The sequence below is a fragment of the Clostridium sp. HBUAS56010 genome (genome assembly GCF_007115105.1).
GTDB lineage: Bacteria > Bacillota > Clostridia > Lachnospirales > Lachnospiraceae > Lacrimispora.
The window spans coordinates 39,816-63,069 of the sequence record NZ_SULJ01000014.1 but is presented as its reverse complement, the minus strand read 5'-3'; the positions used below and the strand labels follow the sequence as shown (position 1 = coordinate 63,069).

General features: G+C 41.5%; 21 protein-coding genes. 3 read left to right on the top strand and 18 right to left on the bottom strand.

All coding sequences use genetic code 11. From position 1 onward, the window contains the following. Window positions 1-28: 28 nt before the first annotated feature. The 3 genes from FAY33_RS17200 to FAY33_RS17190 form a co-directional block, all read right to left on the bottom strand. A complete protein-coding gene (locus tag FAY33_RS17200) occupies window positions 29-1,213 on the bottom strand; it encodes a MalY/PatB family protein (RefSeq protein WP_143322468.1) in 1,185 nt (394 codons plus the stop codon). Further along, a complete protein-coding gene (locus tag FAY33_RS17195) occupies window positions 1,206-2,360 on the bottom strand; it encodes a PLP-dependent aspartate aminotransferase family protein (RefSeq protein WP_143322492.1) in 1,155 nt (384 codons plus the stop codon). The genes FAY33_RS17200 and FAY33_RS17195 overlap by 8 nt, the downstream gene beginning before the upstream one ends. Before the next feature lie 111 nt (window positions 2,361-2,471). Next, window positions 2,472-3,380 carry a LysR family transcriptional regulator gene (locus tag FAY33_RS17190; protein WP_143322467.1) on the bottom strand — a complete coding sequence of 303 codons (909 nt, stop codon included), beginning with the start codon at window positions 3,378-3,380 and terminating at the stop codon, window positions 2,472-2,474. A 295-nt stretch (window positions 3,381-3,675) separates the two neighbouring features. On the opposite strand from FAY33_RS17190, the gene FAY33_RS17185 reads away from it, so the two are divergent. Next, on the top strand, window positions 3,676-4,467 hold the full coding sequence (locus tag FAY33_RS17185; protein ID WP_143322466.1) for a superoxide dismutase: 792 nt from the start codon (window positions 3,676-3,678) through the stop codon (window positions 4,465-4,467). A gap of 62 nt (window positions 4,468-4,529) precedes the next feature. Continuing rightward, window positions 4,530-4,691, top strand: coding sequence for a hypothetical protein (locus tag FAY33_RS19600; RefSeq protein ID WP_185967680.1), 162 nt, complete (start codon window positions 4,530-4,532; stop codon window positions 4,689-4,691). Between the two features lie 107 nt (window positions 4,692-4,798). Here the strand turns inward: FAY33_RS19600 and FAY33_RS17180 are convergent, their stop codons facing one another. From FAY33_RS17180 to FAY33_RS17165, 4 genes are all read right to left on the bottom strand, one after another. Continuing rightward, entirely contained in the window at window positions 4,799-5,188 is a 390-nt protein-coding gene (locus FAY33_RS17180; RefSeq protein WP_143322465.1) for a DUF6483 family protein, read from the bottom strand. Window positions 5,189-5,441: 253 nt separating this feature from the next. Next, a complete protein-coding gene (locus FAY33_RS17175; RefSeq protein WP_143322464.1) occupies window positions 5,442-6,452 on the bottom strand; it encodes a GGGtGRT protein in 1,011 nt (336 codons plus the stop codon). Window positions 6,453-6,525: 73 nt separating this feature from the next. Next, a complete protein-coding gene (locus FAY33_RS17170; protein WP_143322463.1) occupies window positions 6,526-7,218 on the bottom strand; it encodes a hypothetical protein in 693 nt (230 codons plus the stop codon). A 179-nt stretch (window positions 7,219-7,397) separates the two neighbouring features. Next, the gene (locus tag FAY33_RS17165; RefSeq protein WP_185967678.1) at window positions 7,398-8,648 is read right to left on the bottom strand and encodes a C40 family peptidase; all 1,251 of its coding nucleotides are present in this window, start codon (window positions 8,646-8,648) and stop codon (window positions 7,398-7,400) included. A gap of 267 nt (window positions 8,649-8,915) precedes the next feature. Between FAY33_RS17165 and FAY33_RS17160 the strand changes: the two genes are divergently transcribed. Then, window positions 8,916-9,206, top strand: coding sequence for a hypothetical protein (locus tag FAY33_RS17160; protein ID WP_143322461.1), 291 nt, complete (start codon window positions 8,916-8,918; stop codon window positions 9,204-9,206). A 53-nt stretch (window positions 9,207-9,259) separates the two neighbouring features. Here FAY33_RS17160 and gltA read toward each other — a convergent pair whose 3' ends face one another. From gltA to FAY33_RS17105, 11 genes are all read right to left on the bottom strand, one after another. Further along, the gene (gene gltA / locus FAY33_RS17155) at window positions 9,260-10,648 is read right to left on the bottom strand and encodes an NADPH-dependent glutamate synthase (RefSeq protein ID WP_143322460.1); all 1,389 of its coding nucleotides are present in this window, start codon (window positions 10,646-10,648) and stop codon (window positions 9,260-9,262) included. Next, a complete protein-coding gene (locus FAY33_RS17150; RefSeq protein WP_143322459.1) occupies window positions 10,648-11,538 on the bottom strand; it encodes a sulfide/dihydroorotate dehydrogenase-like FAD/NAD-binding protein in 891 nt (296 codons plus the stop codon). Before FAY33_RS17150 ends, gltA begins: the two co-directional genes overlap by 1 nt. Before the next feature lie 156 nt (window positions 11,539-11,694). Beyond that, complete coding sequence (locus tag FAY33_RS17145) at window positions 11,695-12,192, bottom strand: dihydrofolate reductase (protein WP_143322458.1); 498 nt, start codon at window positions 12,190-12,192, stop codon at window positions 11,695-11,697. A 20-nt stretch (window positions 12,193-12,212) separates the two neighbouring features. Continuing rightward, entirely contained in the window at window positions 12,213-12,830 is a 618-nt protein-coding gene (locus tag FAY33_RS17140; RefSeq protein ID WP_143322457.1) for a hypothetical protein, read from the bottom strand. A gap of 94 nt (window positions 12,831-12,924) precedes the next feature. Then, a complete protein-coding gene (locus FAY33_RS17135; protein ID WP_143322456.1) occupies window positions 12,925-16,083 on the bottom strand; it encodes an SMC family ATPase in 3,159 nt (1,052 codons plus the stop codon). Continuing rightward, a complete protein-coding gene (locus FAY33_RS17130; RefSeq protein WP_143322455.1) occupies window positions 16,080-17,249 on the bottom strand; it encodes an exonuclease SbcCD subunit D in 1,170 nt (389 codons plus the stop codon). The genes FAY33_RS17135 and FAY33_RS17130 overlap by 4 nt, the downstream gene beginning before the upstream one ends. A 103-nt stretch (window positions 17,250-17,352) precedes the next feature. Beyond that, window positions 17,353-18,465, bottom strand: coding sequence for a TRAP transporter substrate-binding protein (locus FAY33_RS17125; RefSeq protein ID WP_185967677.1), 1,113 nt, complete (start codon window positions 18,463-18,465; stop codon window positions 17,353-17,355). A 78-nt stretch (window positions 18,466-18,543) separates the two neighbouring features. Beyond that, a complete protein-coding gene (gene recQ / locus FAY33_RS17120; RefSeq protein ID WP_143322453.1) occupies window positions 18,544-20,373 on the bottom strand; it encodes a DNA helicase RecQ in 1,830 nt (609 codons plus the stop codon). Window positions 20,374-20,474: 101 nt separating this feature from the next. Continuing rightward, window positions 20,475-21,446: an ABC transporter ATP-binding protein gene (locus tag FAY33_RS17115; protein WP_143322452.1), complete on the bottom strand. Its 972-nt coding sequence runs from the start codon at window positions 21,444-21,446 to the stop codon at window positions 20,475-20,477. Continuing rightward, complete coding sequence (locus tag FAY33_RS17110) at window positions 21,431-22,408, bottom strand: ABC transporter ATP-binding protein (RefSeq protein ID WP_143322451.1); 978 nt, start codon at window positions 22,406-22,408, stop codon at window positions 21,431-21,433. The genes FAY33_RS17115 and FAY33_RS17110 overlap by 16 nt, the downstream gene beginning before the upstream one ends. Window positions 22,409-22,418: 10 nt before the next feature. After that, window positions 22,419-23,252: an ABC transporter permease gene (locus FAY33_RS17105; protein WP_143322450.1), complete on the bottom strand. Its 834-nt coding sequence runs from the start codon at window positions 23,250-23,252 to the stop codon at window positions 22,419-22,421. Between the last annotated feature and the right edge of the window lie 2 nt (window positions 23,253-23,254).

Here is a 23,254-nt window from a genome sequence, read left to right as displayed (position 1 = left end):
GATGTGTCAATGTTTTTTTCATATTTTTTTATAAAGTGGATATGCCCTGTTTTAACTGATCAAATGCCAACGCTAAGGTCGCTTTGGGGCAGGCAATATTAATTCGTTCAAACCCTTCTCCAGCCGGTCCGAATATGGCACCGCTGTCCAGCCATAGTCCGGCTTTTTTCACAATCAGATCTTCCCGTTCCTCTTCCGTGAGCCCAAGCTGACGGAAATCAAGCCAGATCAGATAGGTTCCTTCCGGTTCCACCAGTTTGATCTGGGGAAGATTCTCTTTTAAATATTCCCGTACAAAAGACAGATTTCCTTTCAGATACTCCATCAGTTCCTCATGCCAGGCGTCTCCGTGCCGGTATGCTGCTTCACAGGCGGTCAGACCCAGAGTGTTAAGCTGGCTGTAACCTGAAGCAGCAACCTGCTTTTTAAATCCGGCTCTTAATTGCCCACTGGGAATAAAAATATTGGATACCTGCAGACCGGCTATGTTAAAGGTCTTGCTGGGAGCGGTGCAGGTAATGGTCCGTTTCTTTAATTCATCGTTAAGGCTTGCAAAGACCTGATGCCTTCCCTGGTATACAAAATCCTGATGAATCTCATCACTGACCACAATCAGATTATGACGGACACAGATCTCTCCCAGCTTCTCCAGTTCCTCTTTTGTATACACTCTTCCCACCGGGTTATGCGGATTGCATAAAAAGAAAAGTTTCACATGATTCTCTACAACCTTTTTCTCAAAATCCAAAAGATCCATGCGGTACACCCCATCTTCGGAAAGAACCAGAGTATTGTCCACAATCTTTCTGTCATTGTCTTCAATTACTTCACTGAACGGATAATAAACCGGCTGCTGAATCATTACCGCATCACCTGGTTCTGTAAATGCCTTAACCGCCATTGCCAGGGCAAACACCACACCAGGAGTTTTGACCAGCCATCTCCGTTCCACAGCCCAGCCATGTTTTTTCTCCATCCAGTCTTTTATTGCTTCAAAATAGTCCTCCAGAGCCTCACTGTATCCAAAAATTCCATGTTCCACACGATGGGTCAGTGCCTCAAGGACCGGCTCCGGGGCTTTAAAATCCATGTCTGCCACCCAAAGAGGAAGGATATCTTTGGGCTTCCCTCTGTGCTCTGCAAAATCATATTTCAGACAGTTGGTATTCCTTCTGTCAACGGATTGGTCAAAATCAATTCTATTTTTATTCATGAAACACCTGCTCCAATTCTTTTATTAAATCTTCCACATCTTCAATTCCAACAGATAATCTTAAAATCCGGTCCGTAATCCCATTGGCAGCCAGCACATCTTTTGGTACATCAGCATGAGTCTGAGTGATTGGATAAGTGATCAGGGTCTCCACACCTCCAAGACTTTCTGCAAAGCGGATAAGGCGAACCTCTTTTAACACTTTATAAGCAAGTTCCTTTGATTCCACTTCAAAGGTAACCATACAGCCAAATCCTCTTGCCTGCTTTTTGCAGATCTCATGACCTGGGTGATCGGCAAGACCAGGATAACAGACTTTTGTAATCTTCTCCTCCTGACAAAGCCAGGAAACCAGCTTCTTCGCATTCTCTTCTGCCCGTTCCATACGGAGTGCAAGGGTTTTGATTCCTCTTAAAATCAGCCAGCTATCAAAAGGCGCCAGCCCGGAACCTACGGTTTTTATAATGAAGCGCAGTTTTTCAGAAAGCTCCTGTGTAGAAGCCACAAGGAAACCAGCTATGGTATCATTATGTCCTCCCAGATACTTTGTCCCACTGTGAACCACAAGATCAGCTCCCAGCTTCAATGGATTCTGAAAATAGGGCGACATAAAGGTGTTATCTACAATCAATAAAATTCCATGTTTTTTCGAAATCTCAGCAAGTTTTGCAATGTCAATTACATTCATCATGGGATTGGTGGGCGTTTCGATAAAGATTGCTTTTGTATGTTCACCAATTAATTTTTCGAATTCTTCATGGGAGCAGTTGGAACAGTCTACGGAACTGATCTGTATGCCGTTTTTCTTGCTGATATTGTCAAAAAGGCGGATGCTTCCCCCATATAAATCACAGTCCGTAATAATATGATCTCCTGGACGGAATAATTCCATTAATGCTGTAATTGCAGCCATTCCGCTTGAAAATGCAAGAGCGTCCACACCATTTTCCAAAGCTGCTACAACTTTCTCCAACTGCTCTCTGGTAGGATTCTGGAGACGGCTGTAATCAAAGCCTGTACTTTCTCCCACCCCTCTGTGTGCAAATGTTGCCGTCTGATAAATAGGAAAACTGATTGCGCCTGACCGATCGACTGTTTCTTCTAATCCATTTCCATACAAACATTTTGTTGAAATTCCATATTCCATACTCATTCACCGCTTTCTTTTATTTTAATTTAGTATACCAATGAGAGATGTCAGACCGTTAATACGAAAAAACAATAACCTGCTATAATTTATTTCTATGATTATACCATATTAAAGAAGCTGAGCCTCATATTTTTTTAACTCATCAATATATTTTTTTCCCAGAATACTTAAAGGCATCTTTTTCTTCTTTATATAACCAATCCGCATCTTATCCTCTGTATCAAGAGGAATTGCCCGATACTCTCCACCGTTTAAGTCTTCACAGATTATGCCAGAACAAAGAGTATATCCATTTAACCCCACCATCAAATTCAAAAGGGTGGCACGATCATCAGCTTTTATGATCTGTTTGTACTCATAGGTACTGAATACTTCTTCTGCCAGATAAAAGGAATTATTATTCCCCTGTTCAAAAGACAGACAAGGATAATTCTTCAAATCCTCAAATCCAATTCGTTCCATGGAGGCAAGAGGATTGCCTTTCCATAAATAAACATAGATTCCGCACTGGAATAAATCCACAAATTCCAGATCATTGTCAAAAAGAAGCTTTTCAATAGCTTTCTGATTAAAATCATTTAAGTATAGAATCCCTAATTCACTTTTCTGGTTCTTAACATTTAAAATAACTTCATAAGTCTTTGTCTCATGGACTGCAAATTCGTAATCATCCATGCCGAATTCCTTTGCCATATGAATAAATGCCTGAACAGCAAAGGTATAATGCTGCATAGAGACACTAAATTTCTTTTTAAATTTTTCTTTTTTTATAAAACGCTCTTCCATCTGCCGGTATTGTTCCAACATCTGCCTTGCGTACCCTAAAAATTCTTCCCCTTCCTGGGTAATGACAATTCCCCGGTTCGAGCGGATAAAGATCTGAAGACCGATCTCTTCTTCCAGATCCCGGATGGTGCTTGATAAACTTGGCTGTGTAATAAACAATTCGGCTGCTGCCTTATTCATGGACTTTTGATTGGCAATACATATGGCATAGCGCAACTGCTGTAATGTCATGGCTCCTCCTTTCCTTTACACGCATTCAACAGGCTGCCATAAGTCACGGCAGCCTGTCTGTTTGCGTCATTCATCTAGAGCGTGGCATAGTTCTGGTAATTTTATCTTATTATACCCGATTCGACAAATAAAAGATAATATATTTAAGCATGATCTGGATATAGGTAAAATCTATAACCAAATCATATCCTTTTCTTTCTTTTGGATTTCACTATTTTTTTCTTGTCTTGCTTATCCATCATATATCAAATGCAATTGAATATACATATACAAAAATGCAAAAGGATAACAGACTATGAATGAGCATTTCCCATTTGTGAACCCACCGCTCCCCTACGCATATGACGCACTTGAGCCTTATATTGATACACAGACCATGTATTTTCATCATGACCGGCATTTACAAAGATATGTGGCAGAACTCAATGCTATTATAAGAGATTATCCTGAACTGCAGAACCTTTCCCTTATTGAACTGATCACACAGCCAGAAATCCTTCCAGAAGAGGTTCGCCAGCCCATTCTCGATTATGCCGGAGGTGTTTATAATCATATTTTATATTTTAACGGCATGACCAATTCTCTAAACCGTTCTCCCGCAGATGAGCTTTATCCAGCTATCATCCGGGACTTTGGAACTCTGGAGGATTTTTTTAACAAATACAAACAAAAGGCTTTATCCGTATTCGGTTCCGGATTTGCCTGGCTTGTGGTTGCTCCTGACGGCACTCTTGAAATTGTTACCACACGGAATCAGGATAGTCCAATTGTAGATGGGTACTGCATCGTTATGTCCATGGATGTGTGGGAACACGCTTATTATCTGAGGAAATATAACGACCGGGCATCCTACATAGAAGACTGGTTTCATGTGATTAACTGGGAGGTTGCCAATGAGCTTTACAAACAGTGCATCAATACGATTCAGAACACCACTGGCGATACCTTGGAAGACGTAATCATACCGGAGCCTGAAACCAACTTTCCATCTCCCGATACACAACCAACACCGGATTTTGAAGTGCCTCCGGCTGTAGTAATGAATTTTAAAAAAAGTCTTTTCCCTCTAAATCCGTGTATAGTTTAAAACGCTTTTCACATAATAGATTTTATCACTATAAATCATTGTAGAAATGCGGGGTTTTATCTATGAAAGAATTTTTTAATCAACAATGGAATCATGGGGAAAAACTACTCGTTGTTGCAGCCTTCTTTATGTCAGGAATCATCCTTGGATTTATTTTTTCTCCTATTAAAAAAGGGATCTATTGCGGTAATCACAATGGGAATACGGAACTAGGAAAAGAATAAAGATTTTTGCGGAGAAAGGAAGAGGAAACCGGGATGCAGGTGCCTCTTCCTTTCCTGCTGCCTTTTTCGTCCATGACTGTATTTACATCGAAACAAGGAAAAGAAATCTATGAATGAAAAATATCAAATAAATTGCTGTATTCTGTGTTCTGAATCAATTGTTTTAGCCCTTCAAGGATTTCCTCCTTTGAATAATTGTTTTGCAATAAAAACTCATCGTCTTTCTCACTTATATACTTGTAAAAAAGTGCTCCTGCCATTATATCGTTTTTATTACTGTAATCTAAATTACTCAATATCAGATTTTCTACCTCGTTTATCCCACCATTATCCGCTACAGTATATAAATCTTTTAATTTTTTCCCGGAAATCTCATATTTATTTTCGTCTGGCAGCTCAACAGAATTATATTGTTTTCCGAGTATTAATGAAAAAAGTACTCTTACCATTTCTTTAATGATTCTCATGATATAGTCTTTTTCATCATCAAAGGTCATATCTTGTCCTCCTTAATCATCTGCATCTGCTTCCCCATAAAATTCCATTCTCTTATAAAGTAAGAATACACCGATTACCATTAATTATCAATCCTATTCTCCAGACCAGATTTTCCTTGCATTGAGATATAATCCATTTCATTCTGTACTGCCATATTACGTCTCTTTTTTTACACTAAAAGGGAGGAATCCAAAACCGGACTCCTCCCTCTTTACCTATCTACTAAAATGCCTTATAAATTCAAGCTTTTTCTTAGAATTTACCTTCGTTAGCTGCTATCTCGATTCCAACAGCTACAGCTACAGTAGCTCCGACCATTGGGTTATTTCCCATTCCGATCAGACCCATCATCTCCACATGAGCCGGAACAGAAGATGATCCTGCAAACTGAGCGTCAGAGTGCATACGTCCCATTGTATCAGTCATACCATAGGAAGCAGGACCTGCACCCATGTTATCTGGATGAAGTGTACGTCCTGTACCACCACCGGAAGCTACGGAGAAATACTTTTTGCCCTTCTCTGTACATTCCTTCTTGTAAGTTCCTGCTACCGGATGCTGAAATCTGGTTGGGTTTGTGGAGTTACCAGTAATGGAAACATCAACGCCCTCTTTCCACATGATTGCAACACCTTCGGTTACGTCATTGGATCCATAACAGTTTACTTTTGCTCTTAATCCTTCGGAATAAGATTTTCTGAAAAGTTCCTTTACTTCGCCTGTATAATAATCCATCTCTGTTTCCACATATGTAAATCCATTGATTCTGGAAATGATCTGAGCAGCATCTTTTCCTAAACCATTTAAGATAACACGAAGAGGTTTCTGACGAACCTTGTTTGCCTTCTCAGCAATACCGATTGCACCTTCTGCTGCTGCAAAGGATTCATGACCTGCCAGGAAACAGAAACAATCTGTATTCTCTTCTAAAAGCATCTTTCCTAAGTTACCGTGTCCAAGACCTACTTTACGCTGGTCTGCAACAGAACCTGGAATACAGAAAGCCTGAAGTCCTTCGCCGATTGCTTCTGCTGCTTCTGCTGCTTTTCTGCATCCTTTTTTGATTGCAATTGCTGCACCAACGGTATAAGCCCAGCAGGCATTCTCGAAACAGATTGGCTGTATCTTCTTAACCTGCTCGTATACATCAAGACCTGCATCTTTTGTAATCTTTTCAGCTTCTTCAATAGAAGCAATACCATAGCTGTTTAAAACGGAATTGATTTTGTCAATTCTTCTCTCATATGATTCAAATAAAGCCATTATCTTGTCCTCCTTATTATTGGCCAATCTCTTCGCTTAGATAACCGAACCTGTCAGGCTTTCGCCGGACTGATTATTCATGTCTTGGATCAATGATCTTTGCTGCTTCTTCTACGCGGCCATACTGTCCTTTTGCTTTTTCCCAGGCAGTATTCGGATCATCACCTTTTTTAATAAAGTCAGTCATCTTGCCAAGGCTTACAAACTGATATCCAATGATCTGATCTTCATCATCCAAAGCGATACCTGTTACATAGCCTTCTGCCATCTCTAAATAACGAGGACCTTTCTTTAAAGTACCATACATGGTTCCAACCTGTGAACGAAGACCTTTTCCCAAGTCTTCCAGGCCCGCACCTACTGGAAGACCACCTTCTGAAAATGCACTCTGGGTTCTGCCGTAAGCGATCTGTAAAAACAATTCTCTCATTGCAGTGTTGATTGCATCACAAACAAGGTCTGTATTTAATGCTTCTAAAACGGTTAAGCCAGGCATAATCTCTGCTGCCATTGCTGCAGAATGTGTCATACCGGAGCAGCCGATTGTTTCTATTAATGCTTCCTGGATAATACCCTCTTTTACGTTAAGAGTCAGCTTGCAGGCACCCTGCTGGGGAGCACACCAGCCAATACCATGTGTCAAACCGGAGATATCTTTAACTTCTTTAGATTTTACCCATTTTGCTTCTTCTGGGATTGGAGCTGCGCCGTGATGAACGCCCTGTGCTACGATGCACATCTCTTCTACTTCCTGTGAATAAATCATGTTAAAACTCCTTTCAAATAAGTAATAATTGTGAAAAGTACTTTGTTAAATATATCACATCATACTTGATTATATTTTCTCATATTCTGTCGAATTCCGCAAGTGTTTTTTGCCCAAAACAAAAAGCCGGAAGGGAGCATGGAATCATAACTCTCTTTCGGCTTGTTTTTTTATGTAAACTAAACAATTCTTCTGACAGATAAAATAGTTCGATATGTTGCGGTTCCTACCTTTATTCCTGTCTTTGGAGTACTGGCGTGAACAATCTGTCCATTCCCTATGTAGATTGCTACATGACCTGCATAACAGATTAAATCTCCTGGCTGAGCTTCGGAATAAGGAACTTCTCTTCCTGCAGAGCGCTGGGCTGAAGAACTTCTTGGTATTGAGTATCCGAACTTCCGGTAGATTCCCTGCGTAAATCCGGAGCAGTCCGTTCCATTCGTCAGACTGGTTCCGCCAAAAACATAAGGATTGCCAAGAAACTGAAGTCCGTAATCTGCCACAGCTCGTCCCTGGGCACTGCCGCCAGTACTCTTAGCTGCAGATGGTCCTGTGTACTTGCTGTTGGCATTCGCCGCTCCAGGAGAAGGATTCTTCGCTGTCTTACTTTGAGCTGCTGCAGCGGCTGCTTTTCTTTTCGCTTCTTCTGCTGCCTTCTTTCTTGCCTGTTCCTCTTTTGCCTCACGAATCTCTTTATTCTTCTTGGCTACGGTCTGGGCATATACAGCCGCATCCTTCTTTGCGTTCGCAAGCTGGCTGTCAAAATTGGTGACTTCCTTTTTCTTAGTGCTGATGAGAGTTTCAAGCTGTGCCTGCTGTTCCTTATATTCCAGCTTCATGCCTTCCATCTCATTCTTGTCCTCTTCCAGGTCGTCCTTATAATCTGCAACTTTCTGCTTGGTCTCCTGGAAATTAACTAACATCTTACGGTCATATGTGTAAATACCTTCCACATATTCCGCCTTATTAAGAAGGTCAGACATGTTCTTCACTTTCAAAAAGATATCCAGATATTCGGTATCTCCCTTCTCATACATGTACTGAATTCTCTTCTTCATAGCACTGTACTGCTTGTCTTCTTCCTTTTTTGCTTCTTCATAATCGGATTGTGCCTGCTTGATCTCCGCTTCTTTTCTTGCCATATCGTCTTCAAGAACCTTGAGATCCGATAAAAGATCCGTCAAACTAACGGTAAGCTTGGACACCTGGTTCTGAGCGGCACTTTTTTTGTTTTCCGCTTCTTTTGCCTTTTTATTGGCTTCTTCCATCTTCTTTTGCGCTTCCTGTTTCTCTTTTTCCGCTTTGGAAGTTGCATAGGCAGGAACCGTCTGGCTAACAACCATCAACCCGATCATCAGACTAAAAAATAATTTTCGTAGTGCCTGTAGCTTATTCTTACTGCTATTGTTGAGTATTTTTCGTTTCATCGTCAGTTCCTTTTTTTATATTTTCTATCTTATATGTTAACCAAAACCCATGTATAATTCAAGTCTTATTTCATATATTTTAGATTTTTTTAATATTAATGAGAAACTTTTCTTTTATCAAAGGTATGTATGAAAATTGCATGTTCCAGAATCATTACACTTTAATGAATAAGAGAGCAGAATAAAAATGTAAAAAACTATTGACATTTATAAGAATTTGCATTACTCTATAAATGTAAAATAGTTTTGACATTAAGGAGGAATCATATGAAAAAAATGGATGAAATGGAATGGGATATAAATTTGAAAGGAATCAAATGGAGTTATTTGTTTCTCATCATTGCTCTCTTTATCTGGGGAGTATACAACTATATTACAATAGGAACAATGACGCTGCCCTTTCTACTGATTATACTCCAGTTCTTAGTCTACTTTTTTGTAACAAATGTTTTAAAAACAAAGGTTCAAGATGAAAGCGGAAAAAAGAGTCTTCTTACCTATCTGGTATTTATTGTGCTATTGCTTGTCTTTGGTGTGATTTTATATTTTTACAAATAACATTTTCTGCACATAAAAAGGACTGTATCAGCAGTCCTTTTTATGTATTATAATTATTGTTTTGAAGAAAGATATTCGTGAATTCCTTTGGCTCCTGCACGTCCGGCTTCCATAGCCAGGATTACGGTTGCAGCACCTGTTACGGCATCACCGCCGGCATAAACACCCTCTTTGCTGGTCTTTCCAGTCGCTTCTTCCGCAATGATACATCTGCGTTTATTAATCTCTAACCCCTTTGTGGTATTGGAAATCAGAGGGTTGGGAGACGTTCCAAGGGACATGATAACGGTATCCACGTCAATAACAAATTCTGATCCTTCCACCTCAACTGGCTTTCTTCTGCCTGTTGCATCAGCTTCTCCAAGTTCCATCTTTACACACTTCATTCCATTTACCCAGCCCTTTTCATCTGTAAGAATCTCAACAGGGTTGGTTAAAAGATCAAAGATAATTCCTTCTTCTTTTGCATGATGGACTTCTTCTGCTCTGGCTGGAAGCTCCGCTTCACTTCTTCTATATACAACATGTACTTCTGCCCCAAGACGAAGTGCAGTTCTGGCAGCATCCATTGCTACGTTTCCACCGCCTACCACTGCAACTTTTTTGCCTGCAGCAATAGGTGTATCATAATCATCGCGGAATGCTTTCATCAGATTGCTTCTTGTCAGATACTCATTGGCAGAGAACACGCCATTGGCATTCTCACCTGGAATTCCCATGAACATGGGGAGTCCTGCACCGGAACCGATGAATACTGCCTGAAAACCTTCTTCTTCAAACAACTCATCAATTGTCACGGATTTTCCTATAATAACATTGGTCTCAATGGTTACACCAAGTTTTCTTACATTATCAATCTCAGGCTGAACGACTCTTTCTTTTGGAAGACGGAATTCTGGTATTCCGTAAGTCAGAACGCCTCCTGGTTCATGAAGTGCTTCAAAAATAGTCACTTCATATCCGAGCTTTGCAAGGTCACCTGCACAGGCAAGACCGGATGGACCGGAACCGATAACAGCCACTTTTATGCCATTCTTTTTCTCAGGAGCTTCTGGCACAATTCCGTGTTCTCTGGACCAGTCTGCAACGAAACGCTCCAGTTTTCCAATGGAAATAGGTTCTCCCTTGATGCCGCGGATACATTTTCCTTCGCACTGGCTCTCCTGGGGACATACACGTCCACATACAGCCGGAAGGGCAGAGGATAATGCAATAATCTTTGAAGCTTCTTCTATGTTCCCATCTTCCACCTGCTTAATAAAACCTGGTATGTTAATGGATACAGGACAGCCTGCCACGCACTTTGGATTCTTACATTTTATGCAGCGGGTTGCTTCTTCTCTGGCTTCTTCTTCGTTATATCCAAGGCAGACCTCTTCAAAATTAGTAGCTCTTACCTTTGGATCCTGTTCTCTTACTGGTACTTTCTTTAAAACGTCCATTATTCGTCACCTCCACACTGTCCGCATCCGCCATGATGGGTGTCGCCTTCTGCCTCTTTTAACGCTGCACGTCCTTCTTCTGACTTGTACATCATCTGACGTTTCATTGCTTCATCAAAATTTACCTTATGACCATCAAATTCCGGTCCGTCTACGCAGGCAAATTTCACTTCACCACCAATTGTTATACGGCAGGCACCGCACATACCTGTTCCATCTACCATAACCGGATTCAGGCTGACAATTGTCGGTATCTCCAGCTCTTTCGTTAAAAGACAGACAAACTTCATCATAATCATGGGACCGATGGCTACACACACATCATACTTCTTCCCCTGAGTCTGAACCAGGTCCTTGATTACCTCTGTAACCATGCCCTTTCTTTCATAAGAGCCATCATCCGTTGTTACATATAAATTGCCTGCCTGCTCTCTCATGGCATCTTCCAGAATCAGCAGGTTCTTTGTCTTGGAGCCTATAATTACATCAACGTCAATGCCATGTTCTCTCATCCATTTTACCTGGGGATAAACAGGAGCAGTTCCTACTCCTCCGGCAACGAATAAAAACTTTTTCTTCTTTAATTCCTCTATATCCTCATGTACGAATTCCGAAGGATTTCCCAATGGACCAACCACATCTTCGAAACTGTCACCAGTTTTTAAGGCTGCCATCTTCTCTGTACTGGCTCCTACGGTCTGGAATACAATGGTAATCGAGCCTTTTTTCCGGTCGTAGTCACAGATTGTCAGTGGAATCCGCTCTCCCCTGTCATCTGTCTTAACAATAACAAACTCTCCTGGCTGGCAGGATTTTGCAATCCGGGGTGCCTCTACATCCATCAGATAGATTTTGTCAGCCAGCATTTCTGCTTTTAGAATCCTATACATCTTTATCCTCCTAAAGTCTTCGTGAATATACCCGTGCATCTCCCTGGAACACTTTTTTCACAATTCCGGTCTATGCTACTTTCACCATATTAACATTTTTATACGTCAATGACAATATGTTTGACAAAATATAATTAATTTTTTAACAAACTTTTGTTAAACCGGTTCTTTCCTCTGATACCTGCGAAATGTATAGCATAAATTAAAATACGTCTGTTCATCACTTTCTGCGGTCATCTCCCATGCTTCATCCTGATCCAAATCAGGGAAATGAGTATCTGCACTGTACATATAATCAATAAACGTTACATGTGCCACATTGCAGTAAGGTAGAAACTGCTGGTAAATACTCTGTCCGCCAATGATAAAGCAGTCTTCCTTTTTGTAGCCTTTCAGCAGCTCCATTGCCTCCTGCAAGCTATGACAGATGACCGCTCCTTTTACTTTATAATCTGGATTGGCAGTGAGAATAATATTAGTTCTTCCATATAAAGGCTGTTTTCCCGGCAGACTCTCCAGGGTTTTTCTCCCCATTACAATTACTTTTCCAAGTGTTTCCTCCCGAAAGAGCTTTTTATCTTCCGGAATGGAAACAAGAAGCTGACCCTGGTTTCCAATGGACCAGTTTTTATCTGCTGCAACAATAAGATTCATAGATTCCGCCCCTTTCTTTGTTATTGTGCAAGAATCAGCTCTTTTGCATAAGGAAGACTTTCAATCCAGTCGCAGAACGTATGCCATTCTAAAAGTTTATGATTTTTTCTAGCAAAATAGATATTGATCAGTGTCTCGTAGTTTACCGTACATGTCCGCATCTGATTATAGCTGGAGGGGAGAAGCTGGATCATATCATACCAGTCTTCCTTATTCTTTGTCTCTAAATAGCGAAGACGGATTGATTCCAGTTGTGCTACCACAGAATCCATAAACGCAAGGGTCTGCTCTGTCATATGGTCATGGCTGAAATCATCAAGTGTAAAGGGTTTGCTATGAATCTTGTGCATGGTGCTTGTGGAATTGGCAACTGTAGAGACTTTATAAGTGTCATATTCTTTCCACCAGTAGAGGGGCGCCGTAATATCCACAGATACAAAAATCTGGCGGATGTATTTGCGGTGATCCGGTCCCGCCTTTCTAAGACGCATGGCAAGTCCCAGGTCATTAGGACCTAATATGTACTCTCCTTCTTCATTATAACTGCTGTCAATGCGGTCCCAGCTGCTTAATGGATTCCTTGCGCCGCGAATGGCATTTTCTATATTCATTACATTCGTTCTTTCACATTTTAACATGGCACGATTCCTTTCTATGGGTGAACTCTTGTTTGTTCTGTTCTTTATTATAGAGCAAATAGTCTGTTTCGTCTACGTTTTCCAGCAGGGAAAATCACGACAAGGGAGATAGTTCCCAGAATATTGCGCTGCCCTTTTCACTCTTTTTTACCACAAGCTTTTTATCGATCTGTTCCTTTAATTCAGTCACATGGGAAATAATGCCGATTAAGCGTTTTTCTCCCGCCAGTTCCCTCAGTATGCCAACCGCCTTCATTCTGGAATCTTCATCAAGAGAACCAAACCCTTCATCAATAAAAAGAGCATCTACGGAAACATTGCCAGCGGTATTTTGTATAATATCTGACATTCCAAGAGCCATTGAAAGAGCTGCCATAAAGGATTCTCCACCGGAAAGGGTTTTTACATCCCGGACTTTCCCCGTTACCATGCTGTATACATCAAGATCAAGCCCTACTTCCCCCTGTTTTCCAAGAGATTCAAATTCCCTGCATTTTAATAAAAACTGACCGTCTGTCATCTCTTTCAGCCGACGGTTTGCTGCCTGTATCATCTGCTTAAAATATTGACGCTGTACATACGTCTGGAAATCAAGACTGACGGTGAATTTTCCATTGGCTGTCTTATAGAGATTATGATAAAGCCTATAAGATTGTTCCAGATCTTCCCGCTCCTTCCACAAACGCCAAAGATTGTTATCTGCCTGTTCCAGCCGGCTTCTGATTCCATACGCCTCATTCTCCTCTTTTTGCAGCTCCTTCTGCTTCTGCGAAAGAAGTTCTGCTTTTTCTTTCCATGGAATGGGATCAATCTGATGACGGTCTTTCGTCTGTTCTTCATACTGTCTGCATATGGTCTGTGCTGTTAAAAGCCTTTTTTTATTTTCCCCGATCTCCTGTTCCCATTGTTCCATTACTTTGGAGGGCTGTACTGCGTTCCTGTAAGAATCTTCTGTTTCAAACCCAAACATTTCTAAGGTTTTTTCATATTCCTCCTGAACCTGTTTCAGCAATTGTTTCCTCAAATCACCGCTTTCTATTTCAGAAGCAAGGCGGCCTTTTATCTCCTTCCCTTCTTCCACTGCAAAGCGGTATTCCTGATCTGCTTTTAATGCCGCTGTCTGAAACTTTTCAATCTGGTTCATAAGACTTTTTTCTTCCTTTACAGCCATATCTTCTTTTGGATAAGGAAGTCTTTTCTGTAATTCCTGAAGCTGGGATAATAAAATCTCTGACTGATAATTCTTTTTCTGCCAGATAGCCTTTGCATCCTCCCGCTTTGGTTCCAGTTTATCAATCATTATCCGGTCTGATTTTATGCTTTCCAACAAGTCCCGGAAGGATTGGTCCGCCTTTTTGCATGACGCTTCTTCCTCTTTGATTTTAAAAAGCAATGCTTCACTTTCGAAACGTTCCTTTTTAACCCAGTCCTCCAGTTGATCAAATTCCAAGTCCTGGGAAATCCACTTTTTCGCCTCTTCGCTGATTCTGGCTTCGTGCTGCCGGCAGCTTTCAAACGCTTTTATACTGGCTTCTGCAGCCAGGGAACGAAAATACTCTGCCTGATCCCGGTCCTTTTTTGCCTGCTCTACCATATCCTGGGTAACTGCATCCTGAGCAAGAAATGCCTTTTTCGGGTGATGGGGTGATCCGCAGACCGGACAGGGCTCTCCTTCTTCCAGATGATCCGCCATAATCCCTGCCTGATGCGCCAAAAAGGTCTTATATCTGGCATTGTAAGTTTCTTCTGCTTTTGCATATATTTCCTGGGCTTTGACCGTTTCCGCCTGAGATTTATCTTTTTTCACATATTGTTTCTTTAGATCATCAAAAGAGGATTCAAGATCTACAAAAGCCTGATATCTCTGAGATAATTCCTGTCTTTTCTGGATAATATGAGGAAGTTTTTTTGCCTTAGACTCCAACGACTCCATTTGGGACTCTGAAAACGACAGCCGCTTTTTTCGGTCCACAAACTCTTTGTCTATTGTCTGAAAATACTCCCCGGCTTCGTTCTCGTCTTTTCTCGCAGACAGATAATCCTTTTCCTGCTTTTTCCACGTTTCATAAAGAGGCATGGCTTCCTGCAGTCTGGCTCTCTTTGTCTGAAGTTCTGGAATCTGGCTGTCTACAGCTATTTTTGCCTCTTCTGCCGTCTTTTTTTTCTGTTCTGCCTTTTCCCTCGAGTGAACCATATCTGCTTTTAAACCTGATATTTTTGCAATCGTATACTGATATTCCTCTTTTTTCTCTGATAACCGGTTATCCGCCTCTTTTACCTTTTCTGCCCTGCGGGCTTTTTTTAATTGTTCTTCTTTTTCTACCCAGAATTTCTGCTGGCTCTTTAAGGCTTCTAAATTCTCCCTTGCCTGTTCCAGACCATAAAATAACCGATTGACCTCTTCTGCCAGTTTTAAATGGCTGTTGATCTCCAGCAAATGTTTTCCGCTTTCCTCCTGCTCCCTGCATAAATTCTGTTCTTTCTCCCTGATCTCCTCCAATGCCTTGTTTAAAAAAATCCTGATCTGATCCGTTTTTGTCTCTTTAAATTCCAGAAGTTCCTGCCACTCTTCCAGATATCTGCTATCCTTTGAAAATTCCAAATGTTCTAACTCGTGGGAACAAAGCTTCCGGTTGTCTTCCAGTTTTCCGTAATACAGTTGATTCTTTTCCTTTAGTTTCGTCTGAATCCTGCTGTAGATTCCGGTGTTAAAGATTCTTGAAAAAATCTCTTTCCGTTCTTTTGAGGAAGCATGAAGAAGCCTTAAATAATCTCCCTGGGCGATCATTGCAATCTGGGAAAACTGATTTTGATCAATGCCGATAATCTCCTGGATTTTTAAATTGATATCCTTTAAATTTCCTGGATATTCTGATCCATCGGGAACAAACAATGATGCTTTCGCAGGAACAAGTACACCTGTATATTCTCCATCTTTATTCTTTCGTTTGCTGACTCTGGTATAAGAAGGGCTTCTCTTTATTTCATACTGCATATCTTTTTCTGAGAATATAAAGGAAACATAAGTCTCTTTATCCTCAGCAGCATACTGGCTCCGCATCATGGAGGGTTCTCTCTTCTGCCCGCTTGTTTCCCCGAAGAGAGCAAATGAAACGGCGTCAAAGATCGTAGTCTTTCCTGCTCCTGTATCACCAGTAATCAAAAAAATCCCATGGCTTATTGCCTCAAAGTCTACGGTTTCGGTTCCACCGTAAGAACCAAATGCAGACATCACTAATCTTACCGGTTTCATATTCCCTCCTCCTCTTTTGCCTCCTGAACAATCTGTTCCATGACCTTTTTTACTTCATCCGTTATCTCTTCATTTCTTATGGCTTTGTAAAACTGTAAAAATGCCTCCAACGGATTTAAAACAGGAACTATCTCTTCCTGTTCCATCAGCATTTTCCGGGTTCTGGCATTGTCCACATGAAGTTCCAGGAGGTGATCATACACTTCTTCCAGACGTTCCCTGATACGATAAGGTTCCTCATCATTAGTCAGAGTGATACTGACAAAATCATGGCGGTTATCTTCTGTTGCCTGTGACAGTATCTCATCCAGGCTTCCCCTTACTTTTCTCACATCCTGAATCCCAAAAAGGGGAAGAAATGCAAGTTCCGGCGCTTCCCCTTTTGCTTTCAGAGTTACCACTGTAATTGACTTTTTATGATTTTCCTCACTTACAGAATATTTGTAAGGAGTTCCGCAATAGCGGATGGTATCTTTGTATACCCTTTGAGATCCATGGATATGCCCCAGTGCACCATAGTCAAATGCGGATAATACAGAAGCATCCACCCGGTCTAAACCACCTGCCATAATCACTGCCTGCTCAGAATCACAGGTCTCCGGGTCCTTCCCTCCACCTGCATAAAACTGGTGTGACAGTATTACATTTCTCTCATTCTCTTCGATTGACTCCCGCTCCAGCACAGCCCGGATGGCACTTTCATACCCTTCAGGTGGCTTTTGTGGAAACAGGGAACGAACATACCCAGGTTTTAAAAAGGGTAGAAGGTAGAAGTTTACGGGTCCGTATTCATCTCTTAATACAACTTTTTTTAAATACTCCTCCTGCACTCTGGGAGGAAATACAGATAAATAAATCCGGTGCTTTTCTAAAAAAGAGCCGGCATAAGAGAGCCGTTCCGGAGAATCGTGATTTCCTGCAATAATCAGAACTGAAATCTCCGGCCTGAGCTCTGAAAGATCATCAAGAAATCTCCCGAACATGGTATAGGCTTCTCCGGAAGGAACCGTCTTATCATAAATATCCCCACAGATCAAAACAGCATCGGGACGAATCTCTTTGGCATATTCAATAATCTGTTTTAAAACAGCTTCCTGATTCTCCTTTAAACTTCTGCCGATTAATTGTTTTCCTATATGTAAGTCAGATAAATGAAAAAATTTCATGCTTCCTCCTCTTTGTCTTTTCTACCATCATAACACAGTTTTTTAAGAATAAAAGAGGATGTCTGTAACCTTTTGGTTATCAGGCATCCCTTTTCTTAAAACATTATTTTTGTATGTCCATAATGCGTTTTAAAAGATCTCCCAGCCCAGGTGTAAACCCAACTCTCACGATCTCTTCCATGCTTTTTGCACGTTCTAAATCTTCAGGAGGCAGTTCATAGACGGTTACACCTTTTTCCTGTAATTCATTGAGCAGCCTTGCCTCTTCTTCCATAATGGCGTTTTTATTCCACTCAGAAGCCAGTCTGCCGGCTTCTAATAAAATACTTTTATCTTCCTGGCTTAATTTATTCCATTTTTCTTCCGCCATTAAGACAATTCCGGGACTGTACACATGGGATGATAATAAGTAATATGGAGCAATCTCATAAAATCTGCTGGAAACATAGCCCGGAAGCGCATTCTCGGCACCGTCAATCATTCCATTCTCCAGCGCTGCATAAACCTCCGTGTAGGGCATAGGAACCGGACGTCCTTCTAAAGCAGATATGGTATCCATCATCAAAACAGATTCCGGAACGCGGATTCTCAACCCCTTCAAATCCTCCAGACCATTGATCTGTTTCGTTGTAAACAGATTCCTCGGACCTTCGTCCGTATAAAATAATCCCATCATGTTGGCTCCAACTTCTGTCCCCTCTGACAAAAGATTCTGCCCAACCTCGCTGTCTAAAACCTTCCAAAGACCTTCCCGATTCTCAAAAACGTATGGAAGTCCGAACAGATTCAGTTTTTTGAATCCATACCCTGCAAGTGAATTGGTATTGCCTCGATACATATCAATATTTCTTCCGCCTCTGCGCAGATCCCTGAGTGAACTTCGTTCGTCTCCAAGAGCGTGTTCCGGATATACATCAATCCGGATACGGCCATCGGATAATTCATCCACGTATTCAGCAAATTTATATCCGGTCTGGGTTATAATATTATCATCCCCATTAATTTCCCCATAGCGGAATACCAGCTCGGGCTCCTGGCGCGGGGCAGTTGCTGCTTCGGCTGATGCCTGCGCCGCCTTTGCTTCCCGTTCGTCTTCTGTCCCGCCGCTTACTGCAGAGGGAACTTCTGCTTTTGATTTTTTGTTAAAATTATAACTACAGCCTGTAAGATTCACCGCCATAGAAGCTACAAGCATTAAAGTCAGTAATCGTTTCATGGTCATTCCTCCTGTATGGTAATACAAGTAGTCTTTCCATGAATGGTCTCATTTATTTGTATTTTCTCATTTTATCTCTTATAAAATCTCAAGAAATGACTTTCCGTACTTCTCCACTTTAAATTCTCCTACTCCGGAAACTGTCAGCATCTCTTCTTTTGTCTTTGGTTTGATAACAGCCATATGAAGCAGAGTCTTATCAGAGAACACAATATAAGGCGGTACTTTTTCCTCTTTTGCAATTTGAAAACGCAGAGCTCTTAATTTTTCAAATAAAATTTCATCTGCCTCGTTAAGTTCTGCCACAGCGCTATTAGATTTCCTGCTTTTTTTGCTGCTCTTCTCTCTGATACTGGTTTCCTGCTCTTTTGCCAGTTTCATAAAGAGAGTCTCCTCAGCCTCTAAAACAATCTGAGATTTTTCAGTAAGCTTTACAATGGAGTATTCATCATCAGTCACAGCCAGATAATCATTTAAAAACAGATGATTCATGACCTGTCGCAGTCTATAGACAGGGACTTTTGCTAAAGCACCGTAATGGGGATTCTCATTCATGCGGTAATTTCTGATCTTTGCTGTATTCGCTCCATGAACGGTATCAATAATTACAGTTGTGCCATACCTCTGTCTGCTTGTCTCCACACAGCCGATAAGCGCTCTGGAAATATCGGTCACATCCACTGATTCAAATTGTGTCAAACAATTAGAACAGTTCCCACAATAGTTCTCCCCATATTCTCCAAAATACCGCAGAATATAATCTCTTAAACATTCATTGGTATAGGAATAAAAAGTCATCTTTTTCAGCCTGTCTCTGTCCCGCTCCACCACAATCTTCCTGGTTAAGGGGTCTAATTCCTGGTTGTCCTGATTGTTGTCTACAAACATCTGATTCGTCACCACATCTTTACCACTGTATAAAAGAATACATTCCCCGGGTTCTCCATCTCTGGAACAACGGCCGACTTCCTGATAATAGGATTCCAGGTTTTTTGGCATATTATAATGAATGACGTATCTTACATTGGATTTGTCAATTCCCATACCAAAGGCATTGGTTGCAACCATAATCGCTCTTCTGTCAAAAATAAAATCTTCCTGATTGGCTCTGCGCTCTGCATCGCTAAGTCCGGCATGATATCTGGTGGCGGAAAAACCATCTGCATTGAGGCGGCTGCAGACTTCCTCCACCAGTTTTCTTGTTAAGCAGTATACGATTCCACACTGCTCCATATGTAAATCCACATAATTTTTCAATGCGGCATATTTATCCTTAGGCGACTGAACGCCCAGATACAGATTCGGTCTGTCATATCCGGTCGCAACAAGGACCGGTTCCCGAAGCATAAGAATATCAATCACATCTTCTCTTACTTCTTTGGTGGCAGTGGCTGTAAATGCACTGATTACCGGCCTTTTGGGAAGTTTTCCAATAAAATCTACAATCTTTAAATAACTGGGTCTGAAATCCTGTCCCCACTGGGAAACACAATGTGCCTCATCCACTGCAATCATAGAAATCTCTGTCTGCAGTGCAAAATCTAAAAAGTCATCTGTCATAAGGCGCTCAGGTGCTACATAAATAATGGGATATCGCCCTTCCTTTGCATAAGACAGGGCCTTATAATACTGACTGGCAGTGAGAGAACTGTTAAGATATGCGGCGTGAATACCTGCCTGATTAAGGGTCGTAACCTGATCCTTCATAAGAGAAATAAGTGGGGAGATCACCAGTGTAATCCCCTTCATCATAAGGGCTGGAATCTGAAAACACAGGGACTTGCCTGAGCCGGTCGGCATAATCCCAAGGGCATCTCTTCCTTCCAGAATTCCATCAATCAGAGGTTCCTGACCTTCCCGGAATTGATCGTAACCAAAATAATGCTTTAGTGCCTGAAATTTATCCATAGCTCTTCTGTTTCTTGCTCCTTATCCTTTGCATTTCTTTTTATTATAGCACTCCTGCGAAGATTTTGCTACCACCTTTAAACAGCCGGGAAGATCCGCCTTCATGACTCATACAGGTGACAGGCTACCCAGTGACCTGGCTTTACTTCCGTTAAAGCAGGGACTTCATGCTCACAGCATTCCATACAGCTTTGACAGCGGTTTTTAAATTTACATCCTTCTTCTGTCCGTTTCTGAACACCACTTTCTATTACAATTTCATCCAGCGCATGAATGGTTGGATCCGGTGGAAGAATGGAGGAAATCAGCATCTTTGTATATGGATGAAGAGGCTCTTTATAAAGAGAGGCTGAATCCGACGTTTCCAGAATGCTCCCCAGATATAAAACTCCGATCCGGTCACATAACTTCTGCACCACCTGAAGCTGATGGCTGATAAATAAATAAGTCAGACCATACTGTTGCTGGAGTTCCTCCAGCAGATGAATAATCTGTGCCTGCAGCGAGACATCAAGGGCTGAAATCGGTTCATCGCATACTACAAACTCCGGCTGTACGGATAATGCACGGGCAATGGAAATGCGCTGTCTTTGTCCTCCGCTGAACTCATGGGGATATTTTAAAAGGTCAGACTTTTTTAAACCAACCACTTCAATCAGATTCTCTACCCGCTCTTTTCTTTCTGCTTTCGTATAAAGTCTGTGGATTTCCATCGGTTCCCGGATAATCTCTGAAACCGTATGGCTAGGATCAAGGGACGCATAGGGGTCCTGAAAAACAGACTGCATCTTCTTCCGGAACGGGAGCATCTGGCTCTCTTTTCTATGACCAATCTCTGTTCCCTGATAAAAGATTTCTCCCCCCGTTGGAGTATAATACCTGAGAATGGACTTGCCAATGGTTGATTTGCCGCTTCCAGACTCTCCTACCAGACCAAAGGTCTCTCCTTTTTCAATGGTAAAGCTCACCTGATCCACCGCTTTTAAATACTCAGGACGAAAGGACCATAGCTTACTGGATTTTTGTTTAAAATGAAGTTCTAAGTCTTTTACTTCTATCAATGGTTCTCCCATTTTTTACTTTCTCCTTTTCTATGGCAACGGACCAAATGTGTTTCATGCTCCCTATAAATTTCAGGAAGACAGCGTTCACAAGTCTGATCCGCCTTGCTGCACCGGTTTAAAAACGGGCACAGCTCTCCTTCTCTATCCTGAACCGGGCGTTCTAAGAAAGGAACAAAAGGTTCATCTCCTACTTTTGGCATACTGGCAATCAACGCCTGGGTATAAGGGTGAGATGGATGAAAAAATATATCCTCTGCTTCTCCTTCTTCTACCACATATCCGCCGCACATTACGGCAATTCTGCTGCACATCTGTGCAACAACACCTAGATCATGGGTAATCAAAATTACACTCATGCCAGAACTTTTCTGTATATTCTTCAACAAAATGAGAATCTGAGCCTGAATCGTCACATCAAGAGCTGTGGTTGGTTCGTCTGCAATCATCAGTCTGGGATCGCCGCTGATTGCCATGGCAATCATAACACGCTGACGCATTCCTCCTGACAGCTCATGAGGATAGTTCCTTAATTGCTTTTCCGGATTATTAATTCCAACTGCTGTAAGCAATTCCACCGCCCGTTCTTTTGCCTGGAACCTGGTCATCTTGTGATTGCGGCGAAGCAGCTCTATCAGTTTATCTCCAATGGTATAAACTGGATTCAGTGCAGAAAGGGAATCCTGAAATACAATGGAAATATCTTTGCCTCTCACCTCACGAAGTTCTTTTTCACTTTCCGTCAACAGATTTCTGCCATCAAACTGGACAAAACCACTATTGACCTTTCCGTTGCCTGGTAACAATCCTAAAATGCTCTTTGCAGCAACACTTTTTCCGCTTCCGGACTCTCCCACAATTCCAAAAAACTCTCCTTTTTTTATGGAAAAGCTGGCATTTTTCACCGCTTTTGTCTCACCTGCTTCCCCATAAAAGGATACAGACAGATCTTTTACTTCTAATAACGAATCCATGGTTCTCCTCCTATTTCGGTTCAAATATTTTTCGTGTCACCTCACCAAGATAATTAAAACTGATGACCGTAAGCAGGATCAAAAGGCCCGGGAAAAATGCAAGATAGGGTGCCGTTGCAATATACCCCTGGGCTTTGCTTAACATACTTCCCCATGAAGCGGTGGGAGGAACAATACCAAGACCGAAAAAACTCAAAGCAGATTCCATTAAAATTGCATTGGCAATATTCATGGTTGCAGCAACAATAATTGTTGGCATAATGTTTGGAATGATGTGCCTGAAAATAATATTCATTTTCCTCTCTCCGGAAATTCTGGAATAGATCACATATTCTCTCTGATTGAGGGAAATGGTTTCTCCCCTTACGATCCGGGCAATGTTCATCCAGGTTAAAAATCCAATAATAAAAATAACATTCTTAATTCCTGGTTCAAAATAAGCGTTCATCACAACCATAATCAGAAAAGTCGGAAGACTCATCAGGGCATCCACAAGACGCATCAATACGGCATCGGTTTTCCCTCCCATGAAGCCGCTGACAGAACCCACTATAATTCCAATTGCAGTTGATAAGATCATGGACAGAAAGCCAACTAATAGTGATGATCTTCCTCCGTAAAGGCATCTGGTGAAATAGTCTCTTCCCATATCATCGGTTCCAAACGGATGCAGCAAGCTTGGTGCTGCCAGCCGGTTGGTTACACTGATGGCGTTGGGATTTACGGGATAAAGGAAAGCAAAGGCAGAAAGCAGACTGAACAGAACAATGATTGCCACACCAAGAACCGCCAGCCGATTGGTCTTAAAACCTGTTTTTATGTTTTTCAAAAGATTTTCTCTCATCT

Coding starts and splice junctions, on each gene's coding strand:
- FAY33_RS17145 (WP_143322458.1), bottom strand. CDS start 12,192: ATGAATCTTATTGTTGCAGCAGATAAAAACTGGTCCATTGGAAACCAG.
- FAY33_RS17200 (WP_143322468.1), bottom strand. CDS start 1,213: ATGAATAAAAATAGAATTGATTTTGACCAATCCGTTGACAGAAGGAAT.
- FAY33_RS17150 (WP_143322459.1), bottom strand. CDS start 11,538: ATGTATAGGATTCTAAAAGCAGAAATGCTGGCTGACAAAATCTATCTG.
- FAY33_RS17165 (WP_185967678.1), bottom strand. CDS start 8,648: ATGAAACGAAAAATACTCAACAATAGCAGTAAGAATAAGCTACAGGCA.
- FAY33_RS17175 (WP_143322464.1), bottom strand. CDS start 6,452: ATGGCTTTATTTGAATCATATGAGAGAAGAATTGACAAAATCAATTCC.
- gltA (WP_143322460.1), bottom strand. CDS start 10,648: ATGGACGTTTTAAAGAAAGTACCAGTAAGAGAACAGGATCCAAAGGTA.
- FAY33_RS17180 (WP_143322465.1), bottom strand. CDS start 5,188: ATGACCTTTGATGATGAAAAAGACTATATCATGAGAATCATTAAAGAA.
- FAY33_RS17115 (WP_143322452.1), bottom strand. CDS start 21,446: ATGGGAGAACCATTGATAGAAGTAAAAGACTTAGAACTTCATTTTAAA.
- FAY33_RS17160 (WP_143322461.1), top strand. CDS start 8,916: ATGAAAAAAATGGATGAAATGGAATGGGATATAAATTTGAAAGGAATC.
- FAY33_RS17125 (WP_185967677.1), bottom strand. CDS start 18,465: ATGAAACGATTACTGACTTTAATGCTTGTAGCTTCTATGGCGGTGAAT.
- FAY33_RS17130 (WP_143322455.1), bottom strand. CDS start 17,249: ATGAAATTTTTTCATTTATCTGACTTACATATAGGAAAACAATTAATC.
- FAY33_RS17140 (WP_143322457.1), bottom strand. CDS start 12,830: ATGTTAAAATGTGAAAGAACGAATGTAATGAATATAGAAAATGCCATT.
- FAY33_RS19600 (WP_185967680.1), top strand. CDS start 4,530: ATGAAAGAATTTTTTAATCAACAATGGAATCATGGGGAAAAACTACTC.
- FAY33_RS17190 (WP_143322467.1), bottom strand. CDS start 3,380: ATGACATTACAGCAGTTGCGCTATGCCATATGTATTGCCAATCAAAAG.
- FAY33_RS17135 (WP_143322456.1), bottom strand. CDS start 16,083: ATGAAACCGGTAAGATTAGTGATGTCTGCATTTGGTTCTTACGGTGGA.
- FAY33_RS17185 (WP_143322466.1), top strand. CDS start 3,676: ATGAATGAGCATTTCCCATTTGTGAACCCACCGCTCCCCTACGCATAT.
- FAY33_RS17195 (WP_143322492.1), bottom strand. CDS start 2,360: ATGGAATATGGAATTTCAACAAAATGTTTGTATGGAAATGGATTAGAA.
- FAY33_RS17105 (WP_143322450.1), bottom strand. CDS start 23,252: ATGAGAGAAAATCTTTTGAAAAACATAAAAACAGGTTTTAAGACCAAT.
- FAY33_RS17110 (WP_143322451.1), bottom strand. CDS start 22,408: ATGGATTCGTTATTAGAAGTAAAAGATCTGTCTGTATCCTTTTATGGG.
- recQ (WP_143322453.1), bottom strand. CDS start 20,373: ATGGATAAATTTCAGGCACTAAAGCATTATTTTGGTTACGATCAATTC.
- FAY33_RS17170 (WP_143322463.1), bottom strand. CDS start 7,218: ATGATTTATTCACAGGAAGTAGAAGAGATGTGCATCGTAGCACAGGGC.